This is a genomic window from Alteromonas sp. ISO5 (genome assembly GCF_058105165.1).
Genome location: NZ_CM176572.1, coordinates 3787149 through 3800993, shown reverse-complemented (window position 1 = coordinate 3800993; position 13845 = coordinate 3787149). Strand labels below are relative to the sequence as shown.

Sequence of the window (13845 nt, the reverse complement as noted above, 5' to 3'; positions counted from 1 at the left end):
ACCTGACCAAACAGTCAAACCCGATCTGTGTGGCGATACACCACTACCCCCACCGCAACCGCGCTGGCAAAACTGAGCCCCGTGCACCAAATGTTGACATCCTTGCACTACTCGCTGGCAGCTATATTATTTGGCTGGGCAATATCAGCCAGCGTCAGGTTTACCAGCCTCTGAATAGCGCAGTTTCAAATGCAAGCGGGCGTAACCGGCACCCCTACCCTGCGAATTTATAATTCGGTAAACAGACCAAAGATAACGAGCCAAATGGTAGTTTTATTCGCCAGTGGGCCCTGGAAATTGCTCACCTGCCCAACGAAGATCGTTTTGCGTCCTGGCTAATACCGCCACTCACACAGATGGCAATGGAACAACCGGTACCAGAGCGATACCTGCCCCCTATCACACAACCTGATGAGGCTATTACCCGGCACCGTGAATGTTATGGCGTTGGCGAAAAAGAGATAATGTGAAACGGCCAACAAGACGACTCCTGCATCGCCATTCTATACCTGCCAGCCAAATGAAACCTAATGGCTAAGTGAGGTGCTGGCGTGGAGTTGCGACTGATCGCACTGACTCAGAGTAAGTCTGGCTGGTGCTAACTCAATGCCCAGTGGCGCCGCACGACTGAGCAGTTCCATGCCCAGAATATTGTGGTCATTGTTCATCACGGCAACGCTTACATTGGTAAACCGACAATCGTTGCTCAGGCTCAGCAGCGGCACATTATAGAGCTTCACCTTATGCTGACGACCATTCGCCAGTCTGGCGATAACCAGACCATCTTCTGTGACCTGTTGCGTTTGTCTAATGCGGGCAAAGGTTGCCTTGTTAAGTACGGTAAGCGAGGAGCCCGTATCAATTAAAAACAGGGTATCAGACTCGTTATCCACCTGACTCTGCAGGTAAAGGGTGCCGCCGTCACTGGTGGTCAGGGCAAAACTGTTGGCCTGCGCTGCAGTAACCGGAGCAAGATTAATGCTTACCAGTACTGCCAGAGCAGCAAATAGCTTTTTGACTGGTTTAACGAACATAAACATTCTCACTCACTGACTAATTCAAGACCAACCCAGGTAGGTTCGTCTTTTTAAAGACTTAGACAGGAGTCAGCAAGTTAAGCACCAAAACGTAGGTGATTGTTTTAACTCGCATACGCTCAGCGAGCCCTCTATCAACGCCCAAAATAAGTGCTAGCCCGCACCAATATTTAACAAATTCAAACAACCCTTATCAAAAAATTAACCATGCCTACCAATATTGATAGTTTAAAACTATCACGAGATGGTATTACTTTTTATAAAAGGCTTAATTACACTCAGGTTGCCTATAAAAAATGCTAAAACTGATTAGATCTTCAAGGACACTACAATGAAATTATCAATTTTGCCACTTCTGGCCATATCCTGCATCTCGTTTACCCATTCTTCAGCTCAGGGTGCACCAGAAGTGAACAACAGCGATACCACGATGGTTGTTGAACGCTCGGGTAAACCGCCTTTTAAGCGTACCTTTGTACAAGCCCGCACCGTAGATGTGGCCCAGTTTGAAACCAACGCAAAATGTGAAAACGTCAAAACCGTTACACTGCGTGGCAAACCACCGTTTAAACGCTCTACCGAATGTGTTCGGATAGTGGACGTTGCACAATTTGAAGTTGGCGCAGAGCAACCATCTGTCGATTTCAGCGGCAAACCTCCCTTTAAACGTCACTAAATCTCCCGTGACGGCTTAGTCCGGGCTTTACGCCCGGGCATTCTTTACAGCAATCGTGATCTCTCCTACCCCTTTATTCGTTTATACCTGACAATCAACACAAGTTATTTCATCAATCGTCTTCGTGCCGGTAGGGTAAATTAACGGGGATAACAAAATATACCGAATGGCATCATGAAGCGTGCTCTCGTGGTAGAAGGCGGCGCAATGCGTGGCATCTTTGCCGCCGGCGTGCTCGACAGTTTTCAACAGCAACAGTATTACCCTTTCGACCTGGTGGTTGGTGTCTCGGCAGGCGCAACCAGCGCTGCAGGCTATCTGGCCGGCAATGCTGAACGCAACCGCCGTATTATTTTTCGCATGGCCACCCAGCGGGATTTTTTTAACCCGCTGCGGTTTGTTATGAAAGGCCATATGACCGATGTAAAATGGTTATGGTGCGCGCTATCCGCTTAACATCGATAAGCTGTGCACACAACCGCCGCTAATGGTAACAATAACCAATATGCATACTGGTTGTGCCGAATATCATCAGGTGGTGGCGGAAAATCTGGATGAACTGATGGAAGCCACCTGCGCCCTGCCTCTGGTGTATCGCACGCCGCCACAGTTAGAAGACAACTTTTATGTCGATGGCGGCGTCGCCGATGCAATCCCTGTAAAATATGCTTATCAACAAGGGTAGCCCGATATTACCGTCATTTTATCCCAGTCCCGGGGTTATCAGAAACCAGAAGAAAAAACACCGTGGATGACCGATAAGATGTTTGCCGATTACCCCGCTCTCATCAACACCATCCACCAGCGCAGTACCATCTATAACAACACCCTGGCGTTTATCGCCAATCCACCGGCTGATTGTCAGCTCCAGGTAATTGCCCCACCGCCTGACTTTCCGGTAAAACGGCTAACCATGAATAAGGCCAGACTAATAAAAGGTTATCGTATGGGCCGTCAGTGTGCGCAGCAATATTTCAGAAAATTTACGCAGGCCGCCTAAGCAAGCTGACTGATAGCATACTCCAGGGTAAACAGCACACCGCCTATCAGGCCGCCAACCAGAGTGCCGTTTATGCGCACCTTCTGCAGATCCTTACCTATATTCAGCTCAATCTGGCGCGCCATGTCTGTGGCATCCCAACTTTCAATGGTACGGCGGATATGATCGGTAAGAAAATCGGCCAGTTCCGGGGCGATATAGCGGGCCGCGACGCCAATATGATGATTCACCGCCAATTGTAAATCGGCATCTGCCAATAACCGCGCGCCACTATCCCTGAATAAACGGCTAAGCCGGGCCGCCACCTGCCCCTCAGATTTAGCCAGATCAGCACTCAACCAGTCATGAATATCCTGCCAGATCCGCTGCAAATAATTGTGCAGCGCGTCGCTTTCCAACAACTTATTACGAAAATCCTCGAGCTTTTGCTGCGCAGTAGGATCCGTTTCCAGCCCGTCAATAAAGCGCGTGATTTGCTCGTTTAACGCCTGGCGAACCGGATGCGCCGGATCATTATTAATATCCTGCAGGGTATGACTCACCGCGCTGACCGCGATTCCCGCTCCCTGCTCACTTAACCAGCCGGAGGGTAGGATCTTCTCCAGCCGGCGATATTCGGTTTTCAACCAGATATTCAGCTTTTCAGCAATCAATGCCTGGGTGTCCTCGCTTTGTAATGCCCCGGCTAACTTCTCAATGAGTTTGTCCACCAGTTGCTGATGGCGATTATTTCGGGTCATCACCCGTAGTGACCCCGCCAGTAGAGCGGCCATGGGGAGCTTTCGCAATCCCCGGTCTACCGAGCGACGCAGCGCTTGCTGAATCGGAGTGTCGTCAATCACATTAAGCAAACCGGTCAGACTGTCGGCCACATAATGAGCGAGTCGCGTGGCATTATCGGTCTGAGCTAACCATAATCCCATGGCTTTGGCCGGCGAACTGCGGGCAACCAAAGCCTCAATGGCCTGTTCATGGAAAAACTTCTCTTTAACGAATCCTGCAAGATTAGCCGCAATCGTACGCTGATTGCGGGCCACAATATTGGTATGTGGAATCGGTTTAAACGCCGGGATGGGTCGAAACAACGCACTCACTGCAAACCAATCCGCCAGGCCGCCCACCAGCGCCGCTTCGGCCATCATTTTAACTAACCCCAAAACGGTATGGTTGCTCAGCGACGGCTGCAGGGTTTGCCACAGGCTTATACAAATAAACAGCGCAGCCGCGCCCAGTAGCCAGAGTCCCGCCTGTCGTTTTGCCTGGGTTAATTGTGCCGCTTTATCCATCGCTTTCATCTCTTTTCGGGATCTGTTGCTGATACTGATGTATAGGCACATAGCCACTACGCAAGGGAGAACGGATTGATTTCAACTATTCATTTATATCTTTATATTTTTCAGAAAGATATTTTCACCAACCCCTATCCAATTCCGCATCCTGCTCGTTTGGCTTATGACGGCTGCTTTTAATCACTTTGCAATATGGCAGTCAAACCACTACAAGGAGATACGGAATATGAATACAAAATATCACTGGAGCTTAGGTCCGTCGATGATTGTGCTATCACTGACTCTGGCGCTTGGCGGCTGGGTGGATGACGGCGATACCGGCCCGCCTGGAATGGACGGTGCTGACGGTAATAATGGTACAGATGGCGCCCCGGGATTACCGGAAGGCGTATTCTTAATTGCCAATAATGGCGATGCGAATCGCGGTACCGTTAGCCGGGTCGATCAAAATGGCACCATGCTCAGCCAGTTCACCAGCCAAACAGCTACAACCAAAGCGCCCGATTTCGGGCGCTTTTTATTTGTGCTAATGATTTATCTGTACAACTCCACTATGCCGTTTTTCCCCACTCCTATACAGCCCTTTTCTGCCTGACAGGCCAGGCTCCAGATATTGCGTTGGCTGATGATTTGCCATTCCTCCACCGCAGGCTTAAGCACGGCAACGCCTTCAGGATTACTCACCCAATATTCCACACCTTCGGTTGTAGGCAATAAGGCTGAGCCATACACGGCGCCTTTAAGAGGTAATTCAGGCAATGCTTGCCAGTTGCCTCTATCGATGTCATATAGCCAGGTCTTGGCCGGCTCTCCGGCAAGCTGAAGACTGCCGCCACTGGCAAACACGGTGTTAGTTGTTGCCTGCACGGAGAAAATCCCACCGGCCTCACCGCCGGCAATTGGGCTTTCAATGCTTTGCCATTGATTTCCTTCGAGTAATAGTAAACGCGGCGTTTTGCCATTGCCGGTGCCTATGACAATTCCTCTTTCAGGAGCGTCATTCAGGCAGGTACCACTGGAGGCAAATCCGCCTTCAGAAGACTGCGCTTTCATGGGCAGAGACTGTCTTTGCCAGTTTAATCCGCCATCTGTGGTCGCCATCACAAACAAGCCCTGCCCATCTGAGTCGCCATACAACCAGCCCATGGTCAGCGAGGTCATATAAAAGCAGTCATAAAATGTGCTTTCCTGCTCCCCCTGTGACACCTGCTGCCAGTGCTTGCCATTATCATCGCTGACAAACACAGCGGAGTCCCGTCCTTCCCCGGCACTCATCACCACCAGGCGACCATTGTCGAGCCGTTGATTATCACGAAATTGCCTGTTGTCTGAGCCCGGAGGGGGTGGCACCTGCTGCCAGCTTTCACCATCATCCCTGGACATATAAATTCCGCCGGCGGTTCCTGAAGCAATGGCGTAACTCTGTTGCCAGGTGACAGCCTGAAACGAGACATTATTGTCTAACTGATGAACGGCTACACCGGCTTGAACCATGGGATGCAAGCTGGCAAAGCACAGCGCGGAAATGATGCTTGTTTTCATAGGCTGGGGCAGAAATCCTTGGTTAAATTTGCTAACATTAAAATTATCATACAATTAAAAAAGCTCGACATGGCAAAGCCAAAACCCATTATTGAAATAGTCACTTATGGTATTCACACCAAGTGGGATGCCGACGCCAAAGCATTGCCTAAAATCAAGACGTTCACCAATCATATTCCATTAGAACTGGATATTGAATTTGGCTTTATTGTTAACATAAAACGGGCCAAGAATCAGCAAGTTCGCTATTGCATCTACCATCCGGACATCCCAGACGAAGACGGCGTGCCCATGCCCCCTTTCGACGGCGAGGAATACATCCGCTCTAATGACTGGGATTTTTATCTCGGCGATACGCTCTGGCAGCCGCTCGACAATAAAGTGGGAGACTGGCGGATGACCCTTGAGCTTAATGGCCGGTTGATTGCCGACAAAACGTTTATAGTAGAAGATGACCTGCCCTACGACGGCGCGCAATTCTGGCAACGGGGCAAACCCAGGTTACGCCGTTAAAAGTGTAACGGCGTATTGCCTTGTTTTCGGGCAGATTTGCACCGTTGTGACACATCCGAGCGCTCACAAGGAATAATAATCCCTTTTGAAACAAATGGTTAGAATATCGTCTATGAGGGAATAATACTTGCAAAACTCATCCGAATGATCTCCATAAAACCCGATAAATACCATCTAACAAGAATACGGAGTATGTATGCAAGCATTTATCGAAGGCATGCCAAAAGCAGAGTTGCATGTCCATATTGAAGGCACACTGGAACCCGAGCTCAGCTTTGCCCTGGCTAAAAAAAATAACATCGAACTCCCCTACGATACCCCTGAAGCGCTGATCGCTGCTTACGATTTCCACGATTTACCCTCTTTTCTTACCATTTATTATGCCGGCATGAGTGTGCTGATCGACGAAGCCGATTTTTACCAGTTAACCTGGGATTATCTGGAAAAGGCTGCCTCGCAAAATGTGGTATATACCGAGATATTCTTTGACCCTCAGGGCCATACCAGTCGGGGAATAAGTTTCGATACGGTCATTACCGGGATAAGAAAAGCCCAGATGGCAGCAGAAGAAAAACTGGGGATCCGCAGCCAGTTGATTATGTGTTTTTTACGCGATATGTCGGCCGAAAGTGCGATGGAACATCTGATAATGGCCAAACCGTACCTTGGCTGGCTGGTAGGGGTGGGGCTTGACTCCGATGAGCACAACAATCCACCGGTGAAGTTTCGTGAGGTCTTTAAACTGGCCAAAGAATGGGGTCTCAAGCTTACCATGCACTGCGATGTAAACCAGAACAACACGCTGGAACACATCAGACAGGTTATCGAGATAATTGGCGTGGATCGCATTGATCACGGCGTAAACTCGCTGGAATCAGAGCAACTGTGCGAACTGATCAAGAGCCATAAGCTGGGTCTTACCGTGTGCCCGGTGTCTAATCAGTTTGTGGTGCAATCATTAACTTCCGATGAAATTCGCCAGATGCTGAATAAAGGCATGCTGGCCACCATTAACTCAGATGATCCGGCTTATTTTCGGGCATACATGAATGAAAACCTCATTGCTCTCCAACAAGAAGGTAACTTCAGCCGCGATGAGCTTAAAACGCTGATGGCTAACGCCTTTACCGTAACCTGGTTACCCGAGGACGATAAACAGGTTTATCTGGATCAACTTAACGCCTATTGTTAAGGACGACCACAGGTAGCAACTCCTGAAGCAATTTATTAATGAAGAATAACGCTGGAATTCATTAGTAGATGGCTTTAGGGTACTGCACCAATGTAATCGTCTTCTTCAGTCACCTTATGTGACCTCTGTTCAAGGAGTTATCATGAACCTGCCTTCCCCTTATTTACTTTTTATCGGCAACGCCACGGATCCGCTCAGCATTAAAATGGCCAAGAGCGCAGCAGACTGGAGCCCGGACATGTGTGTGGGAGAATACTCCCTGCCCGGCTGCACTGTGAGCACCGGCCTGCCGACCATGACCATTGAAGAAGGTGCAGATAGAGGCGCTAAAGCATTCGTACTGGGTTTTGCTAATAGCGGTGGTGTGCTCGATCCGTTACTGATAGCGTCGATTATTACCGCCCTTGACGCTGGCATGGACATTATCAATGGTCTGCACGATAAACTGACCGATATTCCTGAAGTGGCCGACAAAGCGGATGCGCTCGGCCGTCGCCTGATAGATATCCGCCACCCCACTACCAAATTTAAAACCGGTACCGGTGTAAAACGCTCGGGCAAGCGCCTGCTTACCGTCGGAACTGATTGTTCGGTGGGTAAAATGTACACCACACTGAGCCTCGCCCGAGGCATGCAAAGTCAGGGCATGAAAGCCACCTTCCGCGCCACCGGACAAAGCGGCATCCTGGTTGCCGGTGAAGGTGTCGCTGTAGACTGCGTGGTATCGGATTTTATCTCCGGCAGTGTCGAAGCACTCTGCCCGGCTAATGACGACGATCACTGGGATTTAATTGAAGGCCAGGGCTCGTTGTATCACCCGGCATTCGCAGGGGTAAGTTTAGGCCTGCTGCACGGTTCACAACCCGACGCACTGGTAATTTGTCATGCTCTGAATCGTGACCACATGCGGGCTCTGCCCGGTCGTCCGCTGCCGGGTCTTGAACAGGTTATTGAAATGAATCTTACGGCCGCGCGGATCACTAATCCAGACGTTAAAGTGGTTGGCGTTTCAGTCAATACCTCGACGGTTAGTGAGGAAGAAGCGTTAGCTTATTGTCAGGACATTACCAGACAATTAGGACTGCCATGTGTCGATCCAATTCGCCACGGCGTTAACGCACTGGTGGAGGCACTAAAATGAGTCTGACGTTTAAAGCCTTTGCTGAGTCATTTCCGCTGGCCCGGGAATTCCGTATTTCGCGGGGAGCAAAAACCCAGGCCGATGTGATTACAGTGGTCGTCAGTGACGGCCATTATTACGGCTGGGGAGAATCCGTCCCCTATGCCCGCTACAACGAGTCAATCGACTCGGTGCTGGCACAACTTGAAGAGGTCAAAGCTGCCTTTGCCCATGTCGGAGACACCACAGACCTGCTTTCATTGTTACCAGCCGGCTCAGCCCGTAACGCACTCGACGCCGCTTTGTGGGATTTACAAGCCAAAGTAAAAGGCAAGTCGGTGGTCAGCCTCGCCAACCTGAGGGTTAGCCAACGCTGCACAACCGCACAAACACTCAGCATTGACACGCCCGAAGGCATGAAAAACCAGGCGCTGGCAATAAAAAATGCCCCGCTGATTAAAATTAAACTGGATGAACATCAGGTGATTGAACGCCTGGCTGCCATACACGAAGCCTCGCCGCAAAGCCGGTTGATTGTCGATGCCAACGAAGGCTGGCAGGTAGCGATGCTCAATGAATTGCTGCCGGAGATGGCAAAACTCGGTGTTGCGCTGATAGAGCAACCAGTTGCCGCCGACGCTGATGAACAACTGGCAGGCCTGAATAGTCCGGTTATCCTATGTGCCGATGAATCCTGCCACGTGAGCGCAGATATAGAACGTTTGGCAAAGTATTATCAGGCGGTCAATATTAAGCTGGATAAAACCGGCGGCCTAACCGAAGCGATTCGCGCTTACCACAGTGCTAAACAGCACAATCTGCAGATCATGATTGGTTGTATGGTAGGCTCCTCGTTGGCCATGGCACCAGCCTATGCCCTGTGCGCCGATGTGCAATTTGTCGATTTGGACGGGCCCTTACTGGTCGCCGAGGACCGGGCTGATGGATTTACTTTCGACAATGGCCGTATGGTGCAGCCGGAACCGTTTTTATGGGGTTTACCCGGCCAATACGGGCAACAAGATCTGAGCCGGTTATGGGGCGAACTACCGGATTAAATTTGACGTCCCGCAAGCTGTAGCAAGATGTGCCATTCGCTGTCTGTTACTGGCATCACAGACAAGCGATGGCCCTTTTTCACCAGGCCCAACTCGGTAATTTGCGGGCAGTCTTTTATCACGCTTAACGGCAATACCTGGGCAAATTTGCTTACATATTTCACATCCACACTGTACCAACGTGGCTTCTCTGGCGTGGCTTTCGGATCGTAATAATCTGACTCAGGATCAAACTGGCTGGCATCGGGATAACCTGCTTTAACCACTTCAGCAATACCTGCAATCCCCACCGTTTTACAACTGGAGTGATAAAAGAATACTTTGTCACCCACGCCTACCTCATCACGTAAAAAATTACGCGCCTGATAATTTCGTACCCCATCCCAGGGCTCGGTTTGGTTCGGCCGGTTGATTAAATGGTCGATACCAAACACATCCGGTTCAGATTTAAACAGCCAGTATTGCATGAGTGTTCTCCGTATTTGCCAGGCGCAGAGTATAAGTCAGAGGGGATCACAATTCAGCCCTTGAGAAAGAGAAAAAACACACAATATATAAGCAAAAGCTTATAGGAGTAATAACATGAGTGCCGTCCATATTGTTTGCCCCCACTGTCAGAGTCTCAATCGCAGTCCTAGGGCACGCCTTCAGGACAACCCCGTCTGTGGTAAATGCAAACACGGATTACTGCCAGCACACCCGATTGAGTTAACGCAGGCTGACTTCGCGCGCTTTATTGCTAAATCAGACCTGCCGGTGATTGTGGATTTCTGGGCCGACTGGTGTGGCCCATGCAAAATGATGGCGCCAGCCTTTTCCCAGGCGGCGACACAGTTACAAGGTAAGGCCATCTTCGCCAAAATTGATACCGAGTCTAACCCTATGTTAAGCCAGCAATTTGCGATTCGCAGTATTCCTAGTCTGCTGGTGTTTAAACAAGGCCGTGAAGTCAACCGCCAGGCCGGCGCTATGTCAGCAGGACAGCTTATTCAATGGGCGCAACAGGTCATCAGATAACAGACGTTATCGGCGTTATGAAATTTGCTTCACGGCTGATGGGCTTAATAACTCACCTGGCTATTTTCGGTCGTGGATGTTTGCTATAATTCATTCGTTTTCACAACCCTCTGAAGAATTCCATGCAAGCAACCATAAAAGCCGATCGCGGCCTGTTTTCTTATCCTAAATACTGGGCACACTGCTACGGTAGCGCGCCTTTTTTACCCATGTCCCGGACCGAAATGGACGAGCTGGGCTGGGATAGCTGCGATATTATTCTGGTCACTGGCGACGCTTATGTCGACCATCCCAGTTTTGGAATGGCCATCATCGGTCGCTTGCTGGAAGCACACGGTTACCGGGTGGGCATTATTGCCCAGCCCGACTGGCAGAATAAAAACGACTTTATGAAGTTGGGCAAACCCAACCTGTATTTTGGCGTAACCGCTGGCAATATGGACTCCATGATTAACCGCTACACGGCGGATAAAAAGCTACGCCACGACGATGCCTATACGCCGAATAACGAAGGCGGCAAACGCCCCGACCGGGCGGTAACCGTTTATTCCCAACGCTGCCGTGAGGCGTTTAAGGATGTTCCCATTATCATCGGCGGGATCGAAGCCAGCCTGCGCCGTATCGCCCACTATGACTACTGGTCGGAAAAAGTGCGTCGTTCCGTGCTATTTGATGCCAAAGCCGACTTATTGATGTTCGGCAATGCTGAGCGCCCATTGGTGGAAGTGACCCACCGGTTGGCGGCAGGCGAAGCCATTGGCGATATTACCGATGTGCGGGGCACGGCTATCATTGTTAAGCAGCCGCTGCCTGAGTGGCAAGGCGTTGATTCCACCTCCCTCGACCGCCCTGGCAAAATCGATCCTATCCCCAGCCCGTATATCATGGAACCGGATTGCGAGGGTGAAAACGAAAATAAAGACAGTCAGCCTGTCTCAGAAGCCAAGGCAAAACCGATTGTGGTGCAACCGGCCGAGCGCCGTAAGCCCTGGGAACAGGTGTATGTAAAACTCCCGGCATTTGAAGTAGTGCGTGATAACAAAACCCTGTATGCCCACGCCAACCGCATCCTTCATCAGGAAACCAATCCGGGTTGTGCCCGGGCGCTATTGCAACGTCACGGCGACCGGCATATCTGGATTAATCCGCCCGCCATGCCGCTGGAAACCGAAGAGATGGACGCGGTATTTGATTTACCTTATCAACGTGTGCCCCACCCGGCCTACGGCAATGCGAAGATCCCGGCTTACGATATGATCCGCTTTTCGGTAAACATCATGCGCGGCTGCTTTGGTGGCTGTACCTTCTGTTCTATCACCGAACATGAGGGACGGATTATTCAAAGTCGCTCGGAAGACTCAATCATTCGTGAAATTGAACAAATCCGCGATACGGTACCCGGCTTTACTGGCGTAATCTCCGATCTCGGCGGCCCCACTGCAAACATGTATCGTTTGCGCTGTAAAAGTGCTAAAGCCGAAGCGACCTGCCGTCGCCCGTCCTGTGTGTATCCGTCTATCTGTGCACACATGGACACCGACCACAAGCCGACCATCGATTTATACCGACGCGCCCGTGATTTACCGGGTATTAAGAAAATTCTGATTGCTTCCGGCGTCCGCTACGACTTAGCGATTGAGGATCCTAACTACGTTAAAGAGCTGGCCAAGCATCACGTAGGCGGCTACCTCAAAATTGCCCCGGAACATACAGAGGATGGCCCGTTAAGTAAGATGATGAAACCAGGCATGGGCACCTATTATCGCTTTAAGGAGTTGTTTGATCAGTATTCCAAAGAAGCGGGCAAGGAACAGTACCTTATCCCTTATTTTATTGCCTCCCATCCTGGCACCACAGATGAGGACATGCTGGCGCTGGCTATCTGGCTGAAAGAAAACCGCTTTAAGCTGGACCAGGTACAAAACTTCTACCCCTCGCCTATGGCAACGGCCACCACGCTGTATCACACCGAGGTTAACTCGCTGCGTAAAGTGAAAAAAGACAGCGAATCCGTACCGTCGGCGAAAGGTGAAATTCACCGTCGTTTACACAAAGCCATGCTGCGTTATCATGATCCGAAGAATTTCGCACAAATTCGCAAGGCCTTGATTAAAATGGGTCGTGAAGATCTTATCGGACGTGGCCCGCAGCATTTGGTGCCACCCGAGTCAGCCAGCGAAAAACGCCAGAAGGCCAGTAAGGCCCGCCGTGGCGAGCGCGCCATGACAAAACATACCGGCTTTAAAAATGCCGCGAGTCCAAATCCTCGCAACAAAAAGCGACCGTATAAAACCAAACGAAACGACCAGCAAAGTCACTAATTAACCGGGCGGGTATTCCCGCCCTTTTTGTCGATTATCCACACCAAAACCATGACCTGAATCAAGGTAACATCGTGGCTGCCAAAGTAAACTTAAGCCAGTGGAAAGACCACTGTTAACAACCAGATAAGAGCTACTATGAATATTGAAAAACATGATCTCGTCCATGAATTCCCTGATCATCAGCACACTATTCGTCATTTAAAAATGAATGACCGCTATTTCGCCAGATTATTCGAACAATACAACGAACTCGACAGTCTTATTCGTAAAATGGAAGAAGGTGCAGAGCCAACGTCGGACGACATTTTAAATGACAAGAAAGCCGAACGCGTGCAGTTAAAAGACGCTCTGTTTACATTTATCAAAGAAGCCGAATCCATTAACTAATTCTAATAAAAGTAACACCCAACCGTTCGCCGGAGTACTTTTGCTCCGGTTTTTTATTTACCAATGAACATTCTTATCCTAATCGAATAACCAGCCTGATATTAAATCGAAAGCACTAAAAAGCAAAAAGACGTTTCCATCCCTTTGCTCCTGCGTTCTTTGCACCGGCTACTTACCGGTTGTCATACTTACACTTATCTCAACCGGCACATTGCGACTGGCAGTAACGTCCTTAATGTCGATAATCGCACGAAGGTACGTGTATTTTTTCAGCAGTGCATAGGTGTCGCTGGCCCCATAGTAACGGGCAAAAGCAGCGAGTTACCTACCATGATAAACCAGCCCGTTTGCCAATACCCGGTAAGTCGATGTGTTTATCCGGCTGGATGGTGTCAGCTCCCTCACCGCTTGTCGCAGACCAGTGCTCTCATCCTCAGCAGCGTTTCGGCAAACTGGCATCAGATCTTTCTCTAACGCTTTTGGATAACTTTCGGCCATGGCGGTGCCACATACTGTTGATAGCGATAACACCGTCGGGCCTACTGGTAAAACGTCACTAAAATTATCATTGTCCTACACCTGAAGTGGTTTGAATGGTTATTTCACTGGCGATACAACTGCTCAGACCCTATGAGTGCAGGCCGGTATCGAGCCGTTCGTCGCTGACAAAATCATGACGGTTAGATGTCA

Annotated in this window: 17 protein-coding genes; 13 read left to right on the top strand and 4 right to left on the bottom strand. The window is 49.9% G+C overall.

The annotated features are described in order from the left end of the window. The first annotated feature begins 275 nt into the window (after positions 1–275). Positions 276–470, top strand: a complete 195-nt coding sequence (locus tag AC2T0J_RS17025; RefSeq protein WP_489810358.1) for a hypothetical protein — start codon at positions 276–278, stop codon at positions 468–470. A gap of 57 nt (positions 471–527) precedes the next feature. On the opposite strand, the gene AC2T0J_RS17020 is transcribed toward AC2T0J_RS17025, so the two are convergent. Next, a complete protein-coding gene (locus AC2T0J_RS17020; RefSeq protein ID WP_489806959.1) occupies positions 528–1034 on the bottom strand; it encodes an aspartyl protease family protein in 507 nt (168 codons plus the stop codon). 334 nt (positions 1035–1368) lie between these two features. On the opposite strand from AC2T0J_RS17020, the gene AC2T0J_RS17015 reads away from it, so the two are divergent. The 4 genes from AC2T0J_RS17015 to AC2T0J_RS17000 all read left to right on the top strand — a co-directional run bounded on the left by AC2T0J_RS17015 (position 1369) and on the right by AC2T0J_RS17000 (position 2713). Next, complete coding sequence (locus AC2T0J_RS17015; RefSeq protein WP_489806958.1) at positions 1369–1713, top strand: hypothetical protein; 345 nt, start codon at positions 1369–1371, stop codon at positions 1711–1713. A gap of 174 nt (positions 1714–1887) precedes the next feature. Further along, the gene (locus AC2T0J_RS17010) at positions 1888–2169 is read left to right on the top strand and encodes a patatin-like phospholipase family protein (protein WP_489806957.1); all 282 of its coding nucleotides are present in this window, start codon (positions 1888–1890) and stop codon (positions 2167–2169) included. Between the two features lie 31 nt (positions 2170–2200). Then, positions 2201–2398 (top strand): patatin-like phospholipase family protein, encoded by a 198-nt coding sequence (locus AC2T0J_RS17005; RefSeq protein ID WP_489806956.1) that lies wholly within the window; start codon positions 2201–2203, stop codon positions 2396–2398. Positions 2399–2464: 66 nt separating this feature from the next. After that, positions 2465–2713 carry a DUF6363 domain-containing protein gene (locus AC2T0J_RS17000; protein ID WP_489806955.1) on the top strand — a complete coding sequence of 83 codons (249 nt, stop codon included), beginning with the start codon at positions 2465–2467 and terminating at the stop codon, positions 2711–2713. On the opposite strand, the gene AC2T0J_RS16995 is transcribed toward AC2T0J_RS17000, so the two are convergent. Further along, positions 2710–3999, bottom strand: coding sequence for a DUF445 domain-containing protein (locus tag AC2T0J_RS16995; RefSeq protein ID WP_489806954.1), 1290 nt, complete (start codon positions 3997–3999; stop codon positions 2710–2712). The genes AC2T0J_RS17000 and AC2T0J_RS16995 overlap by 4 nt on opposite strands. A 229-nt stretch (positions 4000–4228) precedes the next feature. On the opposite strand from AC2T0J_RS16995, the gene AC2T0J_RS16990 reads away from it, so the two are divergent. Then, positions 4229–4597 (top strand): hypothetical protein, encoded by a 369-nt coding sequence (locus AC2T0J_RS16990; protein WP_489806953.1) that lies wholly within the window; start codon positions 4229–4231, stop codon positions 4595–4597. Here the strand turns inward: AC2T0J_RS16990 and AC2T0J_RS16985 are convergent. Next, positions 4537–5544 (bottom strand): hypothetical protein, encoded by a 1008-nt coding sequence (locus AC2T0J_RS16985; RefSeq protein ID WP_489806952.1) that lies wholly within the window; start codon positions 5542–5544, stop codon positions 4537–4539. The genes AC2T0J_RS16990 and AC2T0J_RS16985 overlap by 61 nt on opposite strands. Positions 5545–5613: 69 nt before the next feature. Between AC2T0J_RS16985 and AC2T0J_RS16980 the strand changes: the two genes are divergently transcribed. The 4 genes from AC2T0J_RS16980 to dgcA all read left to right on the top strand — a co-directional run bounded on the left by AC2T0J_RS16980 (position 5614) and on the right by dgcA (position 9427). Further along, on the top strand, positions 5614–6057 hold the full coding sequence (locus AC2T0J_RS16980; RefSeq protein ID WP_489806951.1) for a DUF3859 domain-containing protein: 444 nt from the start codon (positions 5614–5616) through the stop codon (positions 6055–6057). Positions 6058–6253: 196 nt separating this feature from the next. Further along, entirely contained in the window at positions 6254–7249 is a 996-nt protein-coding gene (gene add, locus AC2T0J_RS16975; protein ID WP_489806950.1) for an adenosine deaminase, read from the top strand. 142 nt (positions 7250–7391) lie between these two features. Next, a complete protein-coding gene (dgcN, locus tag AC2T0J_RS16970) occupies positions 7392–8390 on the top strand; it encodes an N-acetyltransferase DgcN (protein ID WP_489806949.1) in 999 nt (332 codons plus the stop codon). Continuing rightward, entirely contained in the window at positions 8387–9427 is a 1041-nt protein-coding gene (dgcA, locus tag AC2T0J_RS16965) for an N-acetyl-D-Glu racemase DgcA (RefSeq protein ID WP_489806948.1), read from the top strand. Before dgcN ends, dgcA begins: the two co-directional genes overlap by 4 nt. Here dgcA and AC2T0J_RS16960 read toward each other — a convergent pair. After that, a complete protein-coding gene (locus tag AC2T0J_RS16960; protein ID WP_489806947.1) occupies positions 9424–9894 on the bottom strand; it encodes an EVE domain-containing protein in 471 nt (156 codons plus the stop codon). The two genes, dgcA and AC2T0J_RS16960, sit on opposite strands and share 4 nt — an antisense overlap. A gap of 115 nt (positions 9895–10009) precedes the next feature. Between AC2T0J_RS16960 and trxC the strand changes: the two genes are divergently transcribed. The 3 genes from trxC (at position 10010) to AC2T0J_RS16945 (ending at position 13155) form a co-directional block, all read left to right on the top strand. After that, on the top strand, positions 10010–10444 hold the full coding sequence (trxC, locus tag AC2T0J_RS16955; protein ID WP_489806946.1) for a thioredoxin TrxC: 435 nt from the start codon (positions 10010–10012) through the stop codon (positions 10442–10444). 122 nt (positions 10445–10566) lie between these two features. Then, a complete protein-coding gene (locus AC2T0J_RS16950) occupies positions 10567–12765 on the top strand; it encodes a YgiQ family radical SAM protein (protein WP_489806945.1) in 2199 nt (732 codons plus the stop codon). Between the two features lie 138 nt (positions 12766–12903). Further along, on the top strand, positions 12904–13155 hold the full coding sequence (locus tag AC2T0J_RS16945; RefSeq protein ID WP_489806944.1) for an HP1242/YdcH family protein: 252 nt from the start codon (positions 12904–12906) through the stop codon (positions 13153–13155). Positions 13156–13845 lie beyond the last annotated feature (690 nt).

What these genes read in the sequence shown, in the direction of transcription:
- AC2T0J_RS17020 (WP_489806959.1), bottom strand. Translation starts at nt 1,034, where the DNA reads ATGTTCGTTAAACCAGTCAAAAAGCTATTTGCTGCTCTGGCAGTACTG.
- AC2T0J_RS17015 (WP_489806958.1), top strand. Translation starts at nt 1,369, where the DNA reads ATGAAATTATCAATTTTGCCACTTCTGGCCATATCCTGCATCTCGTTT.
- AC2T0J_RS17010 (WP_489806957.1), top strand. Translation starts at nt 1,888, where the DNA reads ATGAAGCGTGCTCTCGTGGTAGAAGGCGGCGCAATGCGTGGCATCTTT.
- AC2T0J_RS17005 (WP_489806956.1), top strand. Translation starts at nt 2,201, where the DNA reads ATGGTAACAATAACCAATATGCATACTGGTTGTGCCGAATATCATCAG.
- AC2T0J_RS17000 (WP_489806955.1), top strand. Translation starts at nt 2,465, where the DNA reads ATGACCGATAAGATGTTTGCCGATTACCCCGCTCTCATCAACACCATC.
- AC2T0J_RS16995 (WP_489806954.1), bottom strand. Translation starts at nt 3,999, where the DNA reads ATGGATAAAGCGGCACAATTAACCCAGGCAAAACGACAGGCGGGACTC.
- AC2T0J_RS16990 (WP_489806953.1), top strand. Translation starts at nt 4,229, where the DNA reads ATGAATACAAAATATCACTGGAGCTTAGGTCCGTCGATGATTGTGCTA.
- AC2T0J_RS16985 (WP_489806952.1), bottom strand. Translation starts at nt 5,544, where the DNA reads ATGAAAACAAGCATCATTTCCGCGCTGTGCTTTGCCAGCTTGCATCCC.
- AC2T0J_RS16980 (WP_489806951.1), top strand. Translation starts at nt 5,614, where the DNA reads ATGGCAAAGCCAAAACCCATTATTGAAATAGTCACTTATGGTATTCAC.
- add (WP_489806950.1), top strand. Translation starts at nt 6,254, where the DNA reads ATGCAAGCATTTATCGAAGGCATGCCAAAAGCAGAGTTGCATGTCCAT.
- dgcN (WP_489806949.1), top strand. Translation starts at nt 7,392, where the DNA reads ATGAACCTGCCTTCCCCTTATTTACTTTTTATCGGCAACGCCACGGAT.
- dgcA (WP_489806948.1), top strand. Translation starts at nt 8,387, where the DNA reads ATGAGTCTGACGTTTAAAGCCTTTGCTGAGTCATTTCCGCTGGCCCGG.
- AC2T0J_RS16960 (WP_489806947.1), bottom strand. Translation starts at nt 9,894, where the DNA reads ATGCAATACTGGCTGTTTAAATCTGAACCGGATGTGTTTGGTATCGAC.
- trxC (WP_489806946.1), top strand. Translation starts at nt 10,010, where the DNA reads ATGAGTGCCGTCCATATTGTTTGCCCCCACTGTCAGAGTCTCAATCGC.
- AC2T0J_RS16950 (WP_489806945.1), top strand. Translation starts at nt 10,567, where the DNA reads ATGCAAGCAACCATAAAAGCCGATCGCGGCCTGTTTTCTTATCCTAAA.
- AC2T0J_RS16945 (WP_489806944.1), top strand. Translation starts at nt 12,904, where the DNA reads ATGAATATTGAAAAACATGATCTCGTCCATGAATTCCCTGATCATCAG.